This window comes from Magnetospira thiophila, assembly GCF_054657015.1.
Map to the genome: position 1 here is coordinate 1384348 of NZ_BAAHXF010000001.1, position 13476 is coordinate 1397823.

The 13476-nt window shown below is 62.5% G+C and carries 14 protein-coding genes; 10 read left to right on the top strand and 4 right to left on the bottom strand.

All coding sequences use genetic code 11. From position 1 onward, the window contains the following. Positions 1-9: 9 nt before the first annotated feature. From ACYQ1P_RS06795 to trmB, 10 genes are all read left to right on the top strand, one after another. The gene (locus ACYQ1P_RS06795) at positions 10-414 is read left to right on the top strand and encodes a Ros/MucR family transcriptional regulator (RefSeq protein WP_460019590.1); all 405 of its coding nucleotides are present in this window, start codon (positions 10-12) and stop codon (positions 412-414) included. A gap of 135 nt (positions 415-549) precedes the next feature. After that, entirely contained in the window at positions 550-936 is a 387-nt protein-coding gene (locus ACYQ1P_RS06800) for a Fur family transcriptional regulator (RefSeq protein ID WP_460020139.1), read from the top strand. A 12-nt stretch (positions 937-948) separates the two neighbouring features. Continuing rightward, positions 949-2283, top strand: a complete 1335-nt coding sequence (miaB, locus tag ACYQ1P_RS06805) for a tRNA (N6-isopentenyl adenosine(37)-C2)-methylthiotransferase MiaB (protein WP_460019591.1) — start codon at positions 949-951, stop codon at positions 2281-2283. Positions 2284-2291: 8 nt separating this feature from the next. Continuing rightward, positions 2292-3305, top strand: coding sequence for a PhoH family protein (locus ACYQ1P_RS06810; RefSeq protein ID WP_460020140.1), 1014 nt, complete (start codon positions 2292-2294; stop codon positions 3303-3305). Beyond that, positions 3305-3820: an rRNA maturation RNase YbeY gene (gene ybeY, locus ACYQ1P_RS06815; RefSeq protein ID WP_460020141.1), complete on the top strand. Its 516-nt coding sequence runs from the start codon at positions 3305-3307 to the stop codon at positions 3818-3820. The genes ACYQ1P_RS06810 and ybeY overlap by 1 nt, the downstream gene beginning before the upstream one ends. Continuing rightward, complete coding sequence (locus ACYQ1P_RS06820; protein WP_460019592.1) at positions 3817-4749, top strand: hemolysin family protein; 933 nt, start codon at positions 3817-3819, stop codon at positions 4747-4749. The genes ybeY and ACYQ1P_RS06820 overlap by 4 nt, the downstream gene beginning before the upstream one ends. A 10-nt stretch (positions 4750-4759) precedes the next feature. Further along, on the top strand, positions 4760-6343 hold the full coding sequence (gene lnt, locus ACYQ1P_RS06825) for an apolipoprotein N-acyltransferase (protein WP_460019593.1): 1584 nt from the start codon (positions 4760-4762) through the stop codon (positions 6341-6343). Positions 6344-6477: 134 nt separating this feature from the next. Further along, positions 6478-6969, top strand: coding sequence for a helix-turn-helix domain-containing protein (locus ACYQ1P_RS06830; RefSeq protein ID WP_460020142.1), 492 nt, complete (start codon positions 6478-6480; stop codon positions 6967-6969). A gap of 92 nt (positions 6970-7061) precedes the next feature. Then, complete coding sequence (gene metK / locus ACYQ1P_RS06835; RefSeq protein ID WP_460019594.1) at positions 7062-8240, top strand: methionine adenosyltransferase; 1179 nt, start codon at positions 7062-7064, stop codon at positions 8238-8240. A 50-nt stretch (positions 8241-8290) separates the two neighbouring features. Beyond that, positions 8291-8947, top strand: a complete 657-nt coding sequence (gene trmB / locus ACYQ1P_RS06840; RefSeq protein WP_460020143.1) for a tRNA (guanosine(46)-N7)-methyltransferase TrmB — start codon at positions 8291-8293, stop codon at positions 8945-8947. Here trmB and ACYQ1P_RS06845 read toward each other — a convergent pair. From ACYQ1P_RS06845 to gyrB, 4 genes are all read right to left on the bottom strand, one after another. Then, complete coding sequence (locus ACYQ1P_RS06845; RefSeq protein WP_460019595.1) at positions 8944-9180, bottom strand: hypothetical protein; 237 nt, start codon at positions 9178-9180, stop codon at positions 8944-8946. The two genes, trmB and ACYQ1P_RS06845, sit on opposite strands and share 4 nt — an antisense overlap. Positions 9181-9235: 55 nt before the next feature. Continuing rightward, entirely contained in the window at positions 9236-9634 is a 399-nt protein-coding gene (locus tag ACYQ1P_RS06850; RefSeq protein ID WP_460019596.1) for a pentapeptide repeat-containing protein, read from the bottom strand. Between the two features lie 117 nt (positions 9635-9751). After that, the gene (locus ACYQ1P_RS06855; RefSeq protein WP_460019597.1) at positions 9752-10756 is read right to left on the bottom strand and encodes a cytochrome-c peroxidase; all 1005 of its coding nucleotides are present in this window, start codon (positions 10754-10756) and stop codon (positions 9752-9754) included. A gap of 278 nt (positions 10757-11034) precedes the next feature. Next, positions 11035-13473 carry a DNA topoisomerase (ATP-hydrolyzing) subunit B gene (gene gyrB, locus ACYQ1P_RS06860; protein ID WP_460019598.1) on the bottom strand — a complete coding sequence of 813 codons (2439 nt, stop codon included), beginning with the start codon at positions 13471-13473 and terminating at the stop codon, positions 11035-11037. Between the last annotated feature and the right edge of the window lie 3 nt (positions 13474-13476).

The window sequence follows — 13476 nt, forward strand, 5'->3', positions numbered from 1 at the left end:
TATTGAATAATGTCGGGCCAAAACAACTTTGCCGAATTATTGGAATTGACAACCGAAATCGTTGCGGCCCATCTGGGTAACAACACGGTGGCGGTCGATGATATTCCGACCTTGATTCACGATGTTTATCAGACCTTGTCGACGCTGGATGAACCGGCGGTCGAGGTCGAGAAGCCGCAGCCTGCGGTGTCGATCAAAAAATCCATTCAGGAGGATTATTTGATCTGCCTCGAAGATGGCAAGAAACTAAAAATGTTGAAGCGGCACCTCAAAACGGCTTATGACATGACACCGGAAGAATATCGCGAGCGTTGGGGACTGCCTGCCGATTATCCCATGGTGGCCCCCAGCTATGCCGCGCACCGGAGCAGTTTGGCGAAGAAAATCGGTCTGGGCACCAAGTCCCGCAAATAAAGACCGAACGGTTTGGAACATCGGTTGAGGGCGCGAGGGGCCGTGACGGCAGACAGCAAATCCAAAGCCAGTGGCGAAGGCAAGGGCATTCTCGGTGGCGTCTCGGCCATCGAGGAGAGCTGTGTCGCCAGCGGCATGAAGATGACCGGCCAGCGGCGGATCATCGCCCGCGTGCTGTCCCTGGCCGAAGACCATCCGGACGTGGAAGAACTCTATCGTCGGGCGACGGCGGTGGACCCGAAAATCAGCATTGCCACGGTCTATCGGACGGTGCGCTTGCTGGAAGAGGCGCAGATCATCGAGCGCCTGGACTTCGGGGACGGGCGCGCCCGTTACGAAGCCGCCCCGGAAGAGCATCATGATCATCTGATCAACATGAAAACCGGCAAGGTCATCGAGTTTCAGAACAAGGAAATCGAGGCCCTGCAACGGCGCATTGCCGAACAATACGGTTTTCGCTTGGTCGGACATCGGTTGGAGCTTTATGGTGTGCCCCTGTCGGAAGATGATCCTCAGGAATAGCGCGTTCCGCCCGTGAAAAAGCTCTTTATCAAGACCTTCGGCTGTCAAATGAACGTCTATGATTCGGCACGCATGGCCGATCTGCTGGCGCCGCTCGGCTATGCGCCGGTGGAGGCCCCCGAACAGGCCGACATGGTCATCCTCAATACCTGTCACATTCGCGAAAAAGCGGCGGAGAAAGTCTATTCCGATCTGGGACGGCTGCGTCTGGACAAACAGGCCCGCGCCGCCGAGGGACGGAACATGATCCTGGCGGTGGCGGGCTGCGTCGCCCAGGCCGAGGGAGCGGAAATCCTGCGCCGCGCCCCGTTCGTGGATCTGGTGGTCGGGCCGCAGACCTATCACCGCCTGCCCGAGATGGTGGCCCGGGCCAGTCGCGCCGGGGGCCAGCAAATGGACACGGATTTTCCGGTAGAGCCGAAATTCGACTATCTGCCGCGCCCCGGGGCGGCGGGGGCGACGTCGGCCTTTCTGTCGGTGCAGGAGGGCTGCGACAAGTTCTGCACCTTCTGCGTCGTGCCCTATACCCGAGGTGCCGAATATTCCCGTCCGCAGGCCGATATTCTGGCCGATGCCCGGACCTTGATGGACGAGGGGGTGCTGGAGATCACCCTGGTCGGGCAGAACGTCAATGCCTACCACGGCGGCGATGCCGGGTTGGGGGGGCTGTTGCGCGCCCTGGCCGATCTGGGGGTGCCGCGGCTGCGCTATACCACGTCCCATCCGGTGGACATGGATGAAGACCTGATCGCCGCCCATGGCGACATTCCGCAATTGATGCCGTTTCTGCATCTGCCGGTGCAGTCGGGCTCCGATCGCATTCTGGAAGCCATGAACCGCCGCCATAGCCGGGACGATTTCAGGCGCGTGGTGGAACGCTTGCGGCGGGTGCGCCCGGATCTGGCCCTGTCGTCGGATTTCATCGTCGGCTTTCCCGGCGAGAGCGATGCCGACTTTCAGGACACTCTGGATCTGGTGGACGAGTTGCAACTGGCCCAGGCCTATTCTTTCAAGTACAGCCCGCGCCCGGGGACCCCGGCGGCCAATCTGGAAAGCCAACTGCCCGAGGAAATCAAGAGCGCCCGACTGGCCGCCTTGCAGGATCGCATCAACGCCGCCCAGGAAGCCTTCAACCGGTCCTGTCTGGGGCTGGTGATGCCGGTGCTGCTCGACCGTCCCGGTCGCCATGACGGCCAGGTGGTGGGGCGCAGTCCATATATGCAGGCGGTGCATGTGGACGCCGGTGCCGCTTTGCTCAATCGCATAACCGACCTGAAAATCACCGCCGCCCATCCCAACAGCCTCACCGGCATTCCCGTTTCCTCCGTGACAAAGGCGACCGCCTGATGCCCCACATGGACACCCCCGATCCCTTCGACCCCAACGCCGGAACCCTGATTCTGGGGTTCGACAACAACGGCCTGGCGATCAGCCTGTTCGGCCCGCACAACACCCACCTGCAACGCATCGAGCAGGTCTTGGAGATCAAGATCTACTCCAAGGGCAACATGGTGTCCCTGTCTGGAGCCCCAGGGACGCAACAGGCGGCGGCCGATGTGCTCAACCGCCTGTACGACCAACTGGAAAAACGTCAGACGGTCGGCATGGATGAGGTGGACGCGGCCCTGCGCATGGTGACCAATGGCGTGCCGCCGGTGGACATGGACATTCAGGTCAATACCCGCAAGCGACAGGTCAGCCCGCGCACGCCGACCCAGGCCAATTACCTGCGCGCCATCGACGACAACGAATTGGTGTTCGGCATCGGCCCGGCGGGCACCGGCAAGACCTATCTGGCGGTGGCCAAGGCGGTGGAGCGGCTGATTGCCGGCGAGGTCGATCGCATCATCCTGTCCCGTCCGGCGGTCGAGGCGGGGGAACAGTTGGGATTCCTGCCCGGCGACATGCAGGAAAAGGTCGATCCCTATCTGCGCCCGCTCTATGACGCGCTGAACGACATGCTGCCGGGAGATCAAGTGGCCAAACGCATGGAGCGCGGCGAAATCGAGGTCGCGCCGCTGGCCTTCATGCGCGGACGCACCCTGTCCAACGCCTTCGTCATTCTGGACGAGGCGCAGAATACCACCGCCGTGCAGATGAAGATGTTCCTGACCCGCCTGGGCCAGGGCTCGCGCATGGTGGTGACCGGCGATCTGACCCAGGTGGATTTGCCGCGCGGCACCCGGTCCGGCCTGCGCGACGCGGTGGAGATTCTCGACGGGGTGTCCGGCGTGGCCTTCACTCAGTTCCTGGATTCCGACGTGGTACGCCACAGCCTGGTCGGGCGTATCGTCAAGGCCTATGACAGCGCCGAGGCCCGCCGCAAGGCCGCCGCCCGCTATGAACAGGAAGTCCGGCCGGTCCCATGATGACGGACTCCCCAGTGCCGGATCTGTCAGTCACCCTCGCCTGCGCGGGGTGGCTGGACGCCCTGCCCGAGGCCGAGGCGCTGGGCCTGCGGGCCGCCCTGGCTGCCCTGGCCGAGGTGCAGGAGCCGGTGGAAGCGGCGCTGGTGCTGGCCGACGATGCCACCGTGCAAGGACTCAACCGGGACTATCGGGGCCAGGACAAGCCGACCAATGTGCTGTCTTTCGCCGATCTGGGGGAGGATCAGGCGGGTGAAGTGGCGCGCCTGTTGGGGGATGTGGTGGTGGCGCTGGAAACCACGGTTCACGAGGCGGCGGACCAGGGAAAATCCCTTTCCGACCACTTCAGTCATCTGGTGGTTCATGGTATGCTGCATCTGCTCAATTACGATCACCTGAGCGACGACGACGCGGAGCACATGGAACAAAAAGAAAGAGCTATTCTAGCCGGGCTCGGAATTGCCGACCCCTACGCCTCGTCCGGTACCCGGGACGAAGACGGAAACCTGGACCCATGAACGACGACAGTTCCTCCCATTCCCCTGGCAACAGCCATCCCTCGGAAGACACGACCCTGATCTCCTCACTGCTCGGATGGTGGCGGGATCGTCGTCCGAACCGTGATCCGGAGGCCACCCTCAAGGAAGCCATCGGCGAATTGATCGAGGTGCATATCGAGGAAAACGACGCCTCGACCGAACAGATCGTCGAACAGGAAAAGATCCTGCTCGACAACATCCTGTCCCTGCGCGAACGCAACATGTGGGATGTCATGGTGCCGCGAGCCGATATCATCGCCGTCGATTGCAGCGCCTCGTTCGGCGAGGTGGTTGCCATCATGATGCGCGAGGGCCATTCCCGGTTGCCGGTGTTCCGGGACAACCTTGATGAATCCCTGGGCATGGTCCATATCAAGGATGTGCTTGGCTGGTGGAACCGCCAGGACACGTTCAATCTGTCCGAGGTGGTGCGCAAGCTTTTGTTCGTGTCTCCGTCCATGCAGGTTCTGGAGCTGCTCCTGGAAATGCGGGTCAGCCGCTGTCACATGGCCCTGGTGGTCGATGAATATGGCGGCATCGACGGACTGCTCACCATTGAGGATCTGGTCGAGGAGATCGTCGGCGAGATCGAGGACGAGCATGACCGGGACCTGGAAACGACCCTGAAGGAAACCTCCGATGGGTCCATCCTGGTCGATGCCCGTCTGCCCCTGGAGGACTTCGAGGAGCATTACGGACGGTATTTTACCCAGGAAGAACGGGAAGACGCCGATACCCTGGGCGGTCTGGTGTTCACGCTGCTCGGTCGGGTGCCGATCCGCGGCGAGCTGGTCACCCATCCCAATGGCCTGGAATTCGAAATTCTGGATGCCGACCCACGACGCATCCGGCGCTTGCGGGTGTTGCTGAATCCGGCGGTCGCGCGCCCCACCCCAACCCAGGCATAAGAGGTTCGTCGTGCGAAAATGGGCGGCGCGCCTGCGCGATCTGAGCGGCTGGCGACGGGCCGGGCTGGCCCTCTTTCTCGGGGTCTTGACCGCTGGCGCGTTGCCGCCGTTTCATATTCTGCCCCTGCTGTGGATCGGCCTCATCGGACTGCTTTGGATGCTCGATGGAGTGACCCGGCCCGGTGCCGCCTTCGGGCTTGGCTGGTGGTTCGGTGTGGGCCATTTCGCGGCTGGCCTGCATTGGGTCACCTATTCCTTTCTGGTGCAGGCGGATCAGTACGGCTGGATGATTCCCTTCGCCATCGGCTTCCTGGCGGCGGGCATGGCCCTGTTCCTCGGGCTGGTGACCCTTTTGACTTTTCTCACCGGCCTGCGCGGGCTCGGGCGGGTGGTGGCGCTGGCCGCCATCTGGACATTGGTGGAATGGATGCGCGGCTGGATCCTGACCGGATTTCCATGGAATCTGATGGCCACCGTCTGGACCATTGCCCCTCAGATGCTGCAAAGCGCCAGCCTGCTCGGGGCCTATGGCCTGAGCCTGATCACCGTTCTCGTGGCCGCGCTTCCGGCCACGTTGGGTGATGCCGAGGACTCCCCCTGGCGTCGCCGGGCCCCGACCCTAATCGGTCTGCTGGCCCTGGTCCTGCTGTGGATCGGCGGGGCATGGCGTCTGGAGGCGGCGGGTCCGACAGGGCAACGGGTGGTCGAGGGCGTCCGACTACGGCTTGTGCAGCCCAACATCGACCAGACCCTGAAATGGCTGCCCAGCCTGCGCGCCCAGCATGTGGCCGGGCAGATGGCCCTGAGCAGCAAGGAGCTGGATGACAACACCGAGGCCCTGCCGCCGACCCATGTGATCTGGCCGGAAACGGCGGTGCCTTACGATCTGTCGAACAATGAAGAGCTGCGCCATGTACTGTCCCGGGTCGTGCCCCCCGGCGGCTTTCTGATCACCGGCGCGCCGCGCTGGCGGGACCCGGACAGCGAACAGCGCCGCCTCTATAACAGCCTGCATGTTCTCGGTGCCGACGGTCGCTTCGTCGAGACCTACGACAAATTTCATCTGGTGCCGTTCGGTGAATACAATCCGCTGAGTTGGATTCCTGGTGTGACCAAGCTCACCGAGGGGCGGACCGATTATTCCCCTGGCCCCGGCCCGCGCAGCCTGCGGGCCCCGGGATTGCCCCCCTTCTCGCCGCTAATCTGCTACGAGGTGATTTTTCCGGGGCGGGTGGTCGATCCGGAGGACCGTCCCCAATGGCTGCTGAACCTGACCAACGATGCCTGGTTCGGGCTGTCGCCGGGACCCTATCAGCATTTCGCCGCCGCCCGTCTGCGGGCCGTGGAGGAGGGCCTGCCCCTGGTGCGGGTGGCCAATACGGGCATATCGGGCGTTGTGGACCCGCAAGGCCGGGTGCTGGCCCATCTGCCGCTGGGCAGTCGCGGGCGGCTCGACAGCACCCTGCCGCTGGCGTTGGAGAGCCCGCCCTTTTTTGCCCGATTCGGAAATGGGCCGGTGGTGCTGCTGTGCCTTTTGATGCTCGGCGGAGCCCTTTTCCTTCAACGGCGTGAGGGCACTTTTCAAAAAATATGAAAAGCTGTATTTTGGCTTTCACAATCCCGCCTCTTGTCCCTATACTGAAGAATAACGCTAGGTCAAGTTGAAGGATCGTCCAGTCGATCCAGCCTGATACCTATAAGGGAAATCACAAGCGAGCCATGACAGCCATGTCCCCAAACGAAGCCTCCCCCGTCCGCAAGCGCAAGATCTCTGACAAACGGCTGCCGCCGGGCGTCCCCAATCCCATCGACATTCACGTGGGGGGCCGGGTGCGATTGCGCCGCACGCTGATGGGAATGAGCCAGGAAAAGCTTGGCGAGGCGGTCGGGCTGACTTTTCAGCAGATTCAGAAATACGAACGGGGCGCCAACCGCATCGGGGCCAGCCGCCTCTATGAACTGAGCCGCATTCTGGATGTGCCGGTGGCCTTTTTCTTTGACGACATGTCCGACGAGATGAGGGACAAGACAGGCTCCGAGTTGCTGGGCTTTCAGGATCAGGCGCAAACCGAACTGGAGCCGGACCCCATGACCCGCCGGGAGACCCTGGAACTGGTACGGGCCTACTACAAGGTCGGCAATCCGCAGGTCCGCCGCCGCCTCTATGAACTTGCCAAATCCCTGGCCAAGACGGATCTCGACGAGGAGTTGCCTGACTAGGCGACTTCCCCCCTTGACCCCCTCGACGTTCCTTGTCACAACAGGGCGCGTTTTTGTGTGCCTGTTTGCCCTGTAAGATAAGGAGATCCTCAGTGTCCAGTTCCGCTGCCTCGTACCTGTTTACCAGTGAGTCCGTTTCCGAGGGGCATCCCGACAAGGTCTGCGACCGGATTTCCGACAGTATCGTTGATCTGTTCATGGCCTCCGGCGATCCCCATGTGCGGGTTGCCGCCGAGACCCTGTGCACGACCAATTTCGTCGCCCTGGCCGGTGAAGTGCGGGGGCCGGAAAACCTGGGCCACGAGCAATTCAAGGAAGCGGCCCGGCAGGCCATCAAGTCCATCGGCTACGAGCAGCACGGCTTCCATTGGCGCGATGCGGAAATCATCTCGCATATCCATTCCCAGTCGGCGGATATCGCCATGGGCGTCGATGCGGCGGGCAACAAGGACGAGGGCGCGGGCGACCAGGGCATTATGTTCGGCTATGCCTGCACCGAGACCGACGCCTTGATGCCGGCGCCGATCCAGTATTCCCATGAAATTCTGCGCCGTATGGCCGAGGCCCGCCATGGGGGCGAAGCCGGTCTGGGTCCGGATTCCAAGAGCCAGGTGACCCTGCTGTACGAAAACGGCAAGCCGGTGCGCGCCACTTCAGTGGTGGTCTCGACCCAGCATGCGGAACATCTGGATCAGGAGCAGGTGCGCGAGATCGTCCGTCCCTTCGTGGAGCAGGTGCTGCCCGCCGGTTGGATGTGCGACGACGCCCATTTCTACGTCAACCCGACCGGGCGCTTTGTCATTGGCGGTCCTGACGGCGACGCCGGTCTGACCGGTCGTAAGATCATCGTCGATACCTATGGCGGGGCGGCACCGCACGGCGGCGGAGCCTTCTCGGGCAAGGACCCGACCAAGGTGGATCGGTCGGCGGCCTATGTCACCCGCTATCTGGCCAAGAACGTGGTCGCCGCCGGTTTGGCCGAGCGTTGCACCATTCAGTTGGCCTATGCCATTGGCGTGTCCCATCCGCTGTCGGTCTATATCAACACCCACGGCACCGGCAATGTGGATGAGGCTCGTCTGGCCGTGGTGTTGCAGGAAATGGTCGATCTGCGGCCGCGCGGCATTCGCGAGCACCTCAGTCTCAACCGGCCGATCTATGCCCGCACCGCCGCCTATGGTCATTTCGGACGGACTCCGGAAGCCGATGGCGGTTTCTCCTGGGAAAGAACGGATCTGGTCGATGGCCTGAAGGCCGCTTTCGGGGCGTGACTCCGGGCGGTCCGCCCCGGGACACCTCCCGCCAGCTCTATGGGCGGCGGATGGGGCATCCGTTGAGCCCGGCCCAGCAGCAACGGGTCGATGATCTGTTGCCGCGTCTGCGCCTCGATCTGTCGGGGCCACTCGATCCAGCGGCGCTGTTTCCCCGTCCAATGACCGAACTCTGGCTCGAACTGGGGTTTGGCGGCGGCGAACACCTGGCGGCCCAGGCAGCGGCCCGGCCCGACGTGGGCTTCATCGGCTGCGAGCCCTTCATGAACGGCGTCGCCCGCTGTCTGGCGGATCTGGAAGCGCGTGGGCTGGACAATGTGCGGCTGCTCGACGACGACGCGCGCAAGGTGTTCGACGTGCTGCCCGACGCCAGTCTCGACCGGGTGTTCGTGCTGTTTCCCGATCCCTGGCCGAAAGCCCGCCATGCCAAGCGGCGGTTCATTGTTCCGGCCAATCTGGACTTGCTGGCCCGGGTGATGAAGGATGGGGCGGAGCTGCGCGTCGCCTCCGACCATATGAGCTACATCCGCTGGGCGCTCGGACACCTGATGGACCATCCGGCCTTTCAATGGACCGCCCGCCGCCCCACCGACTGGCGCACCCGCCCCGCCGACGGCCAGCAGACCCGCTACGAATCCAAGGCCCTGGCCCGCGGCGACCGCTGCGTCTACCTAACCTTCACGCGGACGGTGCGACCCGCAGCCTAAATATGTTCCACATCCACGTCGAGGTGACGCTTGCCGTAATGGTCGGTCAGCTTGGTGCCCTTGGGGGAGACCACATGGGTCCGACGCTGCTTGGCCGGGGCGAGGAACAGCCGGGTCTGCTCGTCAACGAGGCGCAGCGCGGCCATGGTGGCCGACAAACTGGTGATCAGGGTAAGGTGGGCGATAGCGGAGCCCAGCATGAAGGTCTGGGGAACATGTGGGGATGTCAACATGGGACGACCCTCCAATGGAAAGACGAGATCCTCTATTCTACCACAAATTTATGGATTAGGGCAGACGGCAGCCGATGATCCAGTGCAGCACTTCCGGATGGATGCGCGCCCCCTTGAAATTGCAGCGCCAAACCTCGACCCCGGTAAAATCCGCATCGCTGAGGTCTGCTCCGCGCAGGTCGGCCTCGGTCAGATCGGCGTAGGACAGGTTGGCCTGCCGCAGATTCGCATTGCGCAGATTGCAGAACGACAGATTGGCCCCCGACAGATTGGCCATGCCCAGATCGGCGTTGGTCAGATCACAGCCGCGCAGGTCGGCGTCGGACAGATCGGCGCCGCGCAGATCGACCCCTTCCAGTTCCATGTTCACCAGACTGGCCCGGCGACCGATGCTGACATCCGCCCCCCAAAGGGCATGGTCGGAGAGAATCTGCTTCAGTTTTGCGGCCTTCATGGAATCCCCATTGTATTCAGATCCTGATGAGTTTCGCACAGGCGCCTCCCAGGGGGCAAAGAGAAAGGTGAGGCCGGTGGGACCTCACCTTTCTTATTCATCGCAGGAAACCGAATGTCACTTGGTAAACGGAGTCGGCCGAGGCGTCGCGTCGCTGGATGGCGGCAGGATCGGCAGGGTGAAGTTCGGCTGATCGCCGGTCAGGGTCTTCAGGAAGGCGACGACCTTGGCATTTTCTTCGCGGGTGAACTTCTTGCCAAGCTGGACCCGCGCCATCGTGTCGACGGCTTCCGGCAGGGTATTGGCCGCCCCATCATGGAAGTAGGGATAGGTCATTTCCACGTTGCGCAGGGTCGGCACCTTGAAGTTGAAACGGTCGGCATCGTCACCGGTCACCGCGACACGGCCATCGGCCGAGGCTTCGGTTTTGTAGGGCTCGACCACGCCCATTTTCTGGAAGGAATTGCCACCGACAGCCTCACCGTTATGACAGGCAACACAGCCGCTTTCCTCAAACAGCTGGTAACCGGCCAGTTCGTCGGCCGTCAGGGCGTCCTTTTTGCCCAGCAGATATTGGTCAAAGCGGGAATTGGGCGTGACCAGGGTCTTTTCGAATTCGGCGATGGCCAGGGTCACCTGGTCGATGCTGATCTTGTCCGTGCCGAAGACCTGCTTGAATTCACGCACATAGGCCGGAATGGATTCCAGAACGCCAATGGCCAGAACATGGCTGAAACCCATTTCGCCCGGGTTGGCGATCGGGCCACCCGCCTGGGCCTGAAGGTCGGCCGCGCGACCATCCCAGAACTGGGCCAGATTGAGACTGGAGTTCAAGACGGTCGGGGCATTGATCGGACCCTGTTGCCAGTGGTCGCCAATGGACGTGGGCAGATTGTCCGTGCCGCCCATCGACAGGTTGTGACAGGAATTGCAGGAAATGAAACCGGATTTGGACAGGCGCGGATCGAAATAAAGCTTCTTGCCCAGATCGACCATGCCCAGATTGATCGACTGAGGCGGCCTGATCGGTTGAATATATTCGTCGGCATCCGCGAAAGCCGGTGAACCGGCAAGAGACGCACCGACGATCACCAGCGAGGCCATGATGGAACGATAGTTCATGACTCATTCTCCCATTATCGACAAAAGGTTTTGTTTTCATGTCCTCCAGGACAAACCCCGGATCAACACGAGATCGGCCTCGATGCGGGACAAGATTTCCCTTCCCTGAAACGGAAACGACAGCAGCGGACATCTGGCAACGCAGCCACCCGCTGACCTGTCGGCAACAGACCAAACGGCGTTATATTATAACATTATAGAAAATAACTCTAGGGTTATTTGCAGGAAACTCGGCTTGATTGAAATCAAAAGTTGGTCCTGAAAATTGCCCCGTCCCGTCACACGTCCAGGTTGACCACCTTCAAGGCGTTGGTCTGAATGAATTCGCGGCGCGGCTCGACCACGTCGCCCATCAGGGTGGAAAACACTTCCTCCGCCTCGTCGGCGTGACTGACCCGCACCTGCAACAGGGAGCGGGCGTTGGGATCGAGGGTGGTTTCCCAGAGCTGTTCCGGATTCATCTCGCCCAGGCCCTTGTAGCGTTGCACGGAAATGCCCTTGCGTCCGGCCTCCATGATGCCGTCGAACAGGTCCACCGGGCCGCAGATCGGCCGCGCAGTGTCCTTGATCAGGAGCTGTCCCGTCGCCCCGTAGACCTGCCGCAGATTGGCCGCCGCCTCGTGCAGTTGGCGGGCCTCGGCGCTGCGCAGCACGGCCTTGTCCAGGCGGTGCAGCTCGGTCACCCCGCGCAAGGTGCGCGTGAGGCTGAGTCCCGCCTCGTCGGCGTGCCCCTGCCAGCCCTTTTCGGCTTCCGGGGCGATGCGGTTCAGCCGCGCCGCCACCGCCTGGGCCGCCGTCGTTGCCGCCGCCTCGGTGCCGAGCAGGGTCTCGGTCAGCACCCCTTCGATGGCCGCCTGTTCGACCACAAAGAGCGGCAGCTTGCCACTCAGTCCCGAAAGCAGACTCTTGAGTCCACGGGCATTTTCCACCAGCGCCTTGAGATCGACCCCGGCCACCTGTTGGCCGTCGTGCAGGGTCAGCACCGCCCCTTCGGAAATGGCGGTGCTCATCAGGTATTCCTCCATCGCCGCGTCGTCCTTCAGATAGACCTCCGACGAACCGCGCTTGGCCCGATAGAGCGGCGGCTGGGCGATGTAGAGATAGCCGCGCTCGATAATCTCGGGCATCTGGCGATACAGGAAGGTGAGCAGCAGGGTACGGATGTGCGACCCGTCCACGTCGGCGTCGGTCATGATGATGATCTTGTGGTAGCGGCATTTCTCGATATTGAAATCGTCGCGTCCGATGCTGGTGCCGAGGGCGGCGATCAGGGTGCCGATTTCCGCCGAGCCGAGCATCTTGTCGAAGCGCGCCCGCTCCACGTTGAGGATTTTGCCGCGCAGGGGCAGGATCGCCTGGGCCCGCCGGTCGCGGCCCTGTTTGGCCGATCCGCCCGCCGAATCGCCCTCGACGATGAACAGTTCGCTGCGCGCCGGGTCCCGTTCCTGACAATCGGCCAGCTTGCCGGGAAGGGTGGAGATATCCAGCGCCCCCTTGCGGCGGGTCAGTTCGCGGGCCTTGCGCGCCGCTTCGCGGGCGGCGGCGGCCTCGATGATCTTGCCGATGACCCGTTTGGCCTCGGCGGGATGTTCCTCGAACCATTGCTGCAAGCGATCCCCGGCCACGCTCTCGACAATCGGGCGGACTTCGGAGGACACCAGCTTGTCCTTGGTCTGCGAGGAGAATTTGGGGTCCGGCACCTTGACCGACAACACGCAGGTCATGCCCTCGCGGGCGTCGTCGCCGGTGATGGCGACCTTTTCCTTTTTGGCGATGCCGGTGGACAGGGCGTAGTTGTTGATGGTGCGGGTCAAGGCCCCGCGAAATCCGGCCAGATGGGTGCCGCCGTCGCGCTGCGGAATGTTGTTGGTGAAGCAGAGCATGGTCTCGTGGTAGCTGTCGTTCCATTGCAGGGCGATTTCCACCGTCACCCCGTCCTTCTCGCCGCTGGAGGAGACGGTCTCCGGAATCAGCGCGTTCTTGGAGCGGTCCAGATAGCGGACGAACTCCACCAGCCCGCCTTCGTAATGCAACTCGACCACTTTGGGCTCCACGTGCCGCTCATCGGTCAGGGTCAGTTTGACCCCGGAATTGAGAAAGGCCAGTTCGCGCAGCCGATGCTCCAAAGTGGCGAAATCGAAGGTGGTCTGGGTGAAGGTCTGCTTGGACGGCAAAAAGGTCACATGGGTGCCGGTTTGCCCATTGGCCGGACCCATCACCGCCAACGGGGCCTCGGCCTCGCCGTGGCGGAATCGCATCCAATGCTCCTTGCCGTTGCGGAACACCCGCAGTTCCAGGGTTTCGCTCAGGGCGTTGACCACCGATACGCCAACCCCATGCAGACCGCCGGAGACCTTGTAGGAATTGGAGTCGAATTTGCCCCCGGCATGGAGCTGGGTCATGATCACCTCGGCCGCCGAGACACCCTCCTCGCCGTGGATGTCCACCGGCACGCCGCGCCCGTTGTCGGTGACCGTCACCGAGCCGTCGGCATTGAGGGTCACGGTGACCGTGTCGCAGTGCCCGGCCAGCGCCTCATCAATGGCGTTATCGACCACCTCGTAGACCATGTGATGCAGTCCGGTGCCGTCGTCCGTATCGCCGATATACATGCCCGGGCGCTTGCGCACCGCCTCCAGGCCGCGCAACACCTTGATGGAATCGGCCCCATAGGCCAGTTCTCTGGCGTCAATTTGGTTCTGGGTGGTCTCGCTCATGGT

Bases quoted from the DNA above. Each gene is read 5' to 3' on its own strand.
- trmB (WP_460020143.1), top strand. From the start codon at position 8,291: ATGGGGCATCCGTTGAGCCCGGCCCAGCAGCAACGGGTCGATGATCTG.
- ACYQ1P_RS06800 (WP_460020139.1), top strand. From the start codon at position 550: ATGAAGATGACCGGCCAGCGGCGGATCATCGCCCGCGTGCTGTCCCTG.
- ACYQ1P_RS06795 (WP_460019590.1), top strand. From the start codon at position 10: ATGTCGGGCCAAAACAACTTTGCCGAATTATTGGAATTGACAACCGAA.
- ACYQ1P_RS06845 (WP_460019595.1), bottom strand. From the start codon at position 9,180: ATGTTGACATCCCCACATGTTCCCCAGACCTTCATGCTGGGCTCCGCT.
- ACYQ1P_RS06830 (WP_460020142.1), top strand. From the start codon at position 6,478: ATGTCCCCAAACGAAGCCTCCCCCGTCCGCAAGCGCAAGATCTCTGAC.
- ybeY (WP_460020141.1), top strand. From the start codon at position 3,305: ATGACGGACTCCCCAGTGCCGGATCTGTCAGTCACCCTCGCCTGCGCG.
- gyrB (WP_460019598.1), bottom strand. From the start codon at position 13,473: ATGAGCGAGACCACCCAGAACCAAATTGACGCCAGAGAACTGGCCTAT.
- ACYQ1P_RS06855 (WP_460019597.1), bottom strand. From the start codon at position 10,756: ATGAACTATCGTTCCATCATGGCCTCGCTGGTGATCGTCGGTGCGTCT.
- ACYQ1P_RS06820 (WP_460019592.1), top strand. From the start codon at position 3,817: ATGAACGACGACAGTTCCTCCCATTCCCCTGGCAACAGCCATCCCTCG.
- ACYQ1P_RS06810 (WP_460020140.1), top strand. From the start codon at position 2,292: ATGGACACCCCCGATCCCTTCGACCCCAACGCCGGAACCCTGATTCTG.
- ACYQ1P_RS06850 (WP_460019596.1), bottom strand. From the start codon at position 9,634: ATGAAGGCCGCAAAACTGAAGCAGATTCTCTCCGACCATGCCCTTTGG.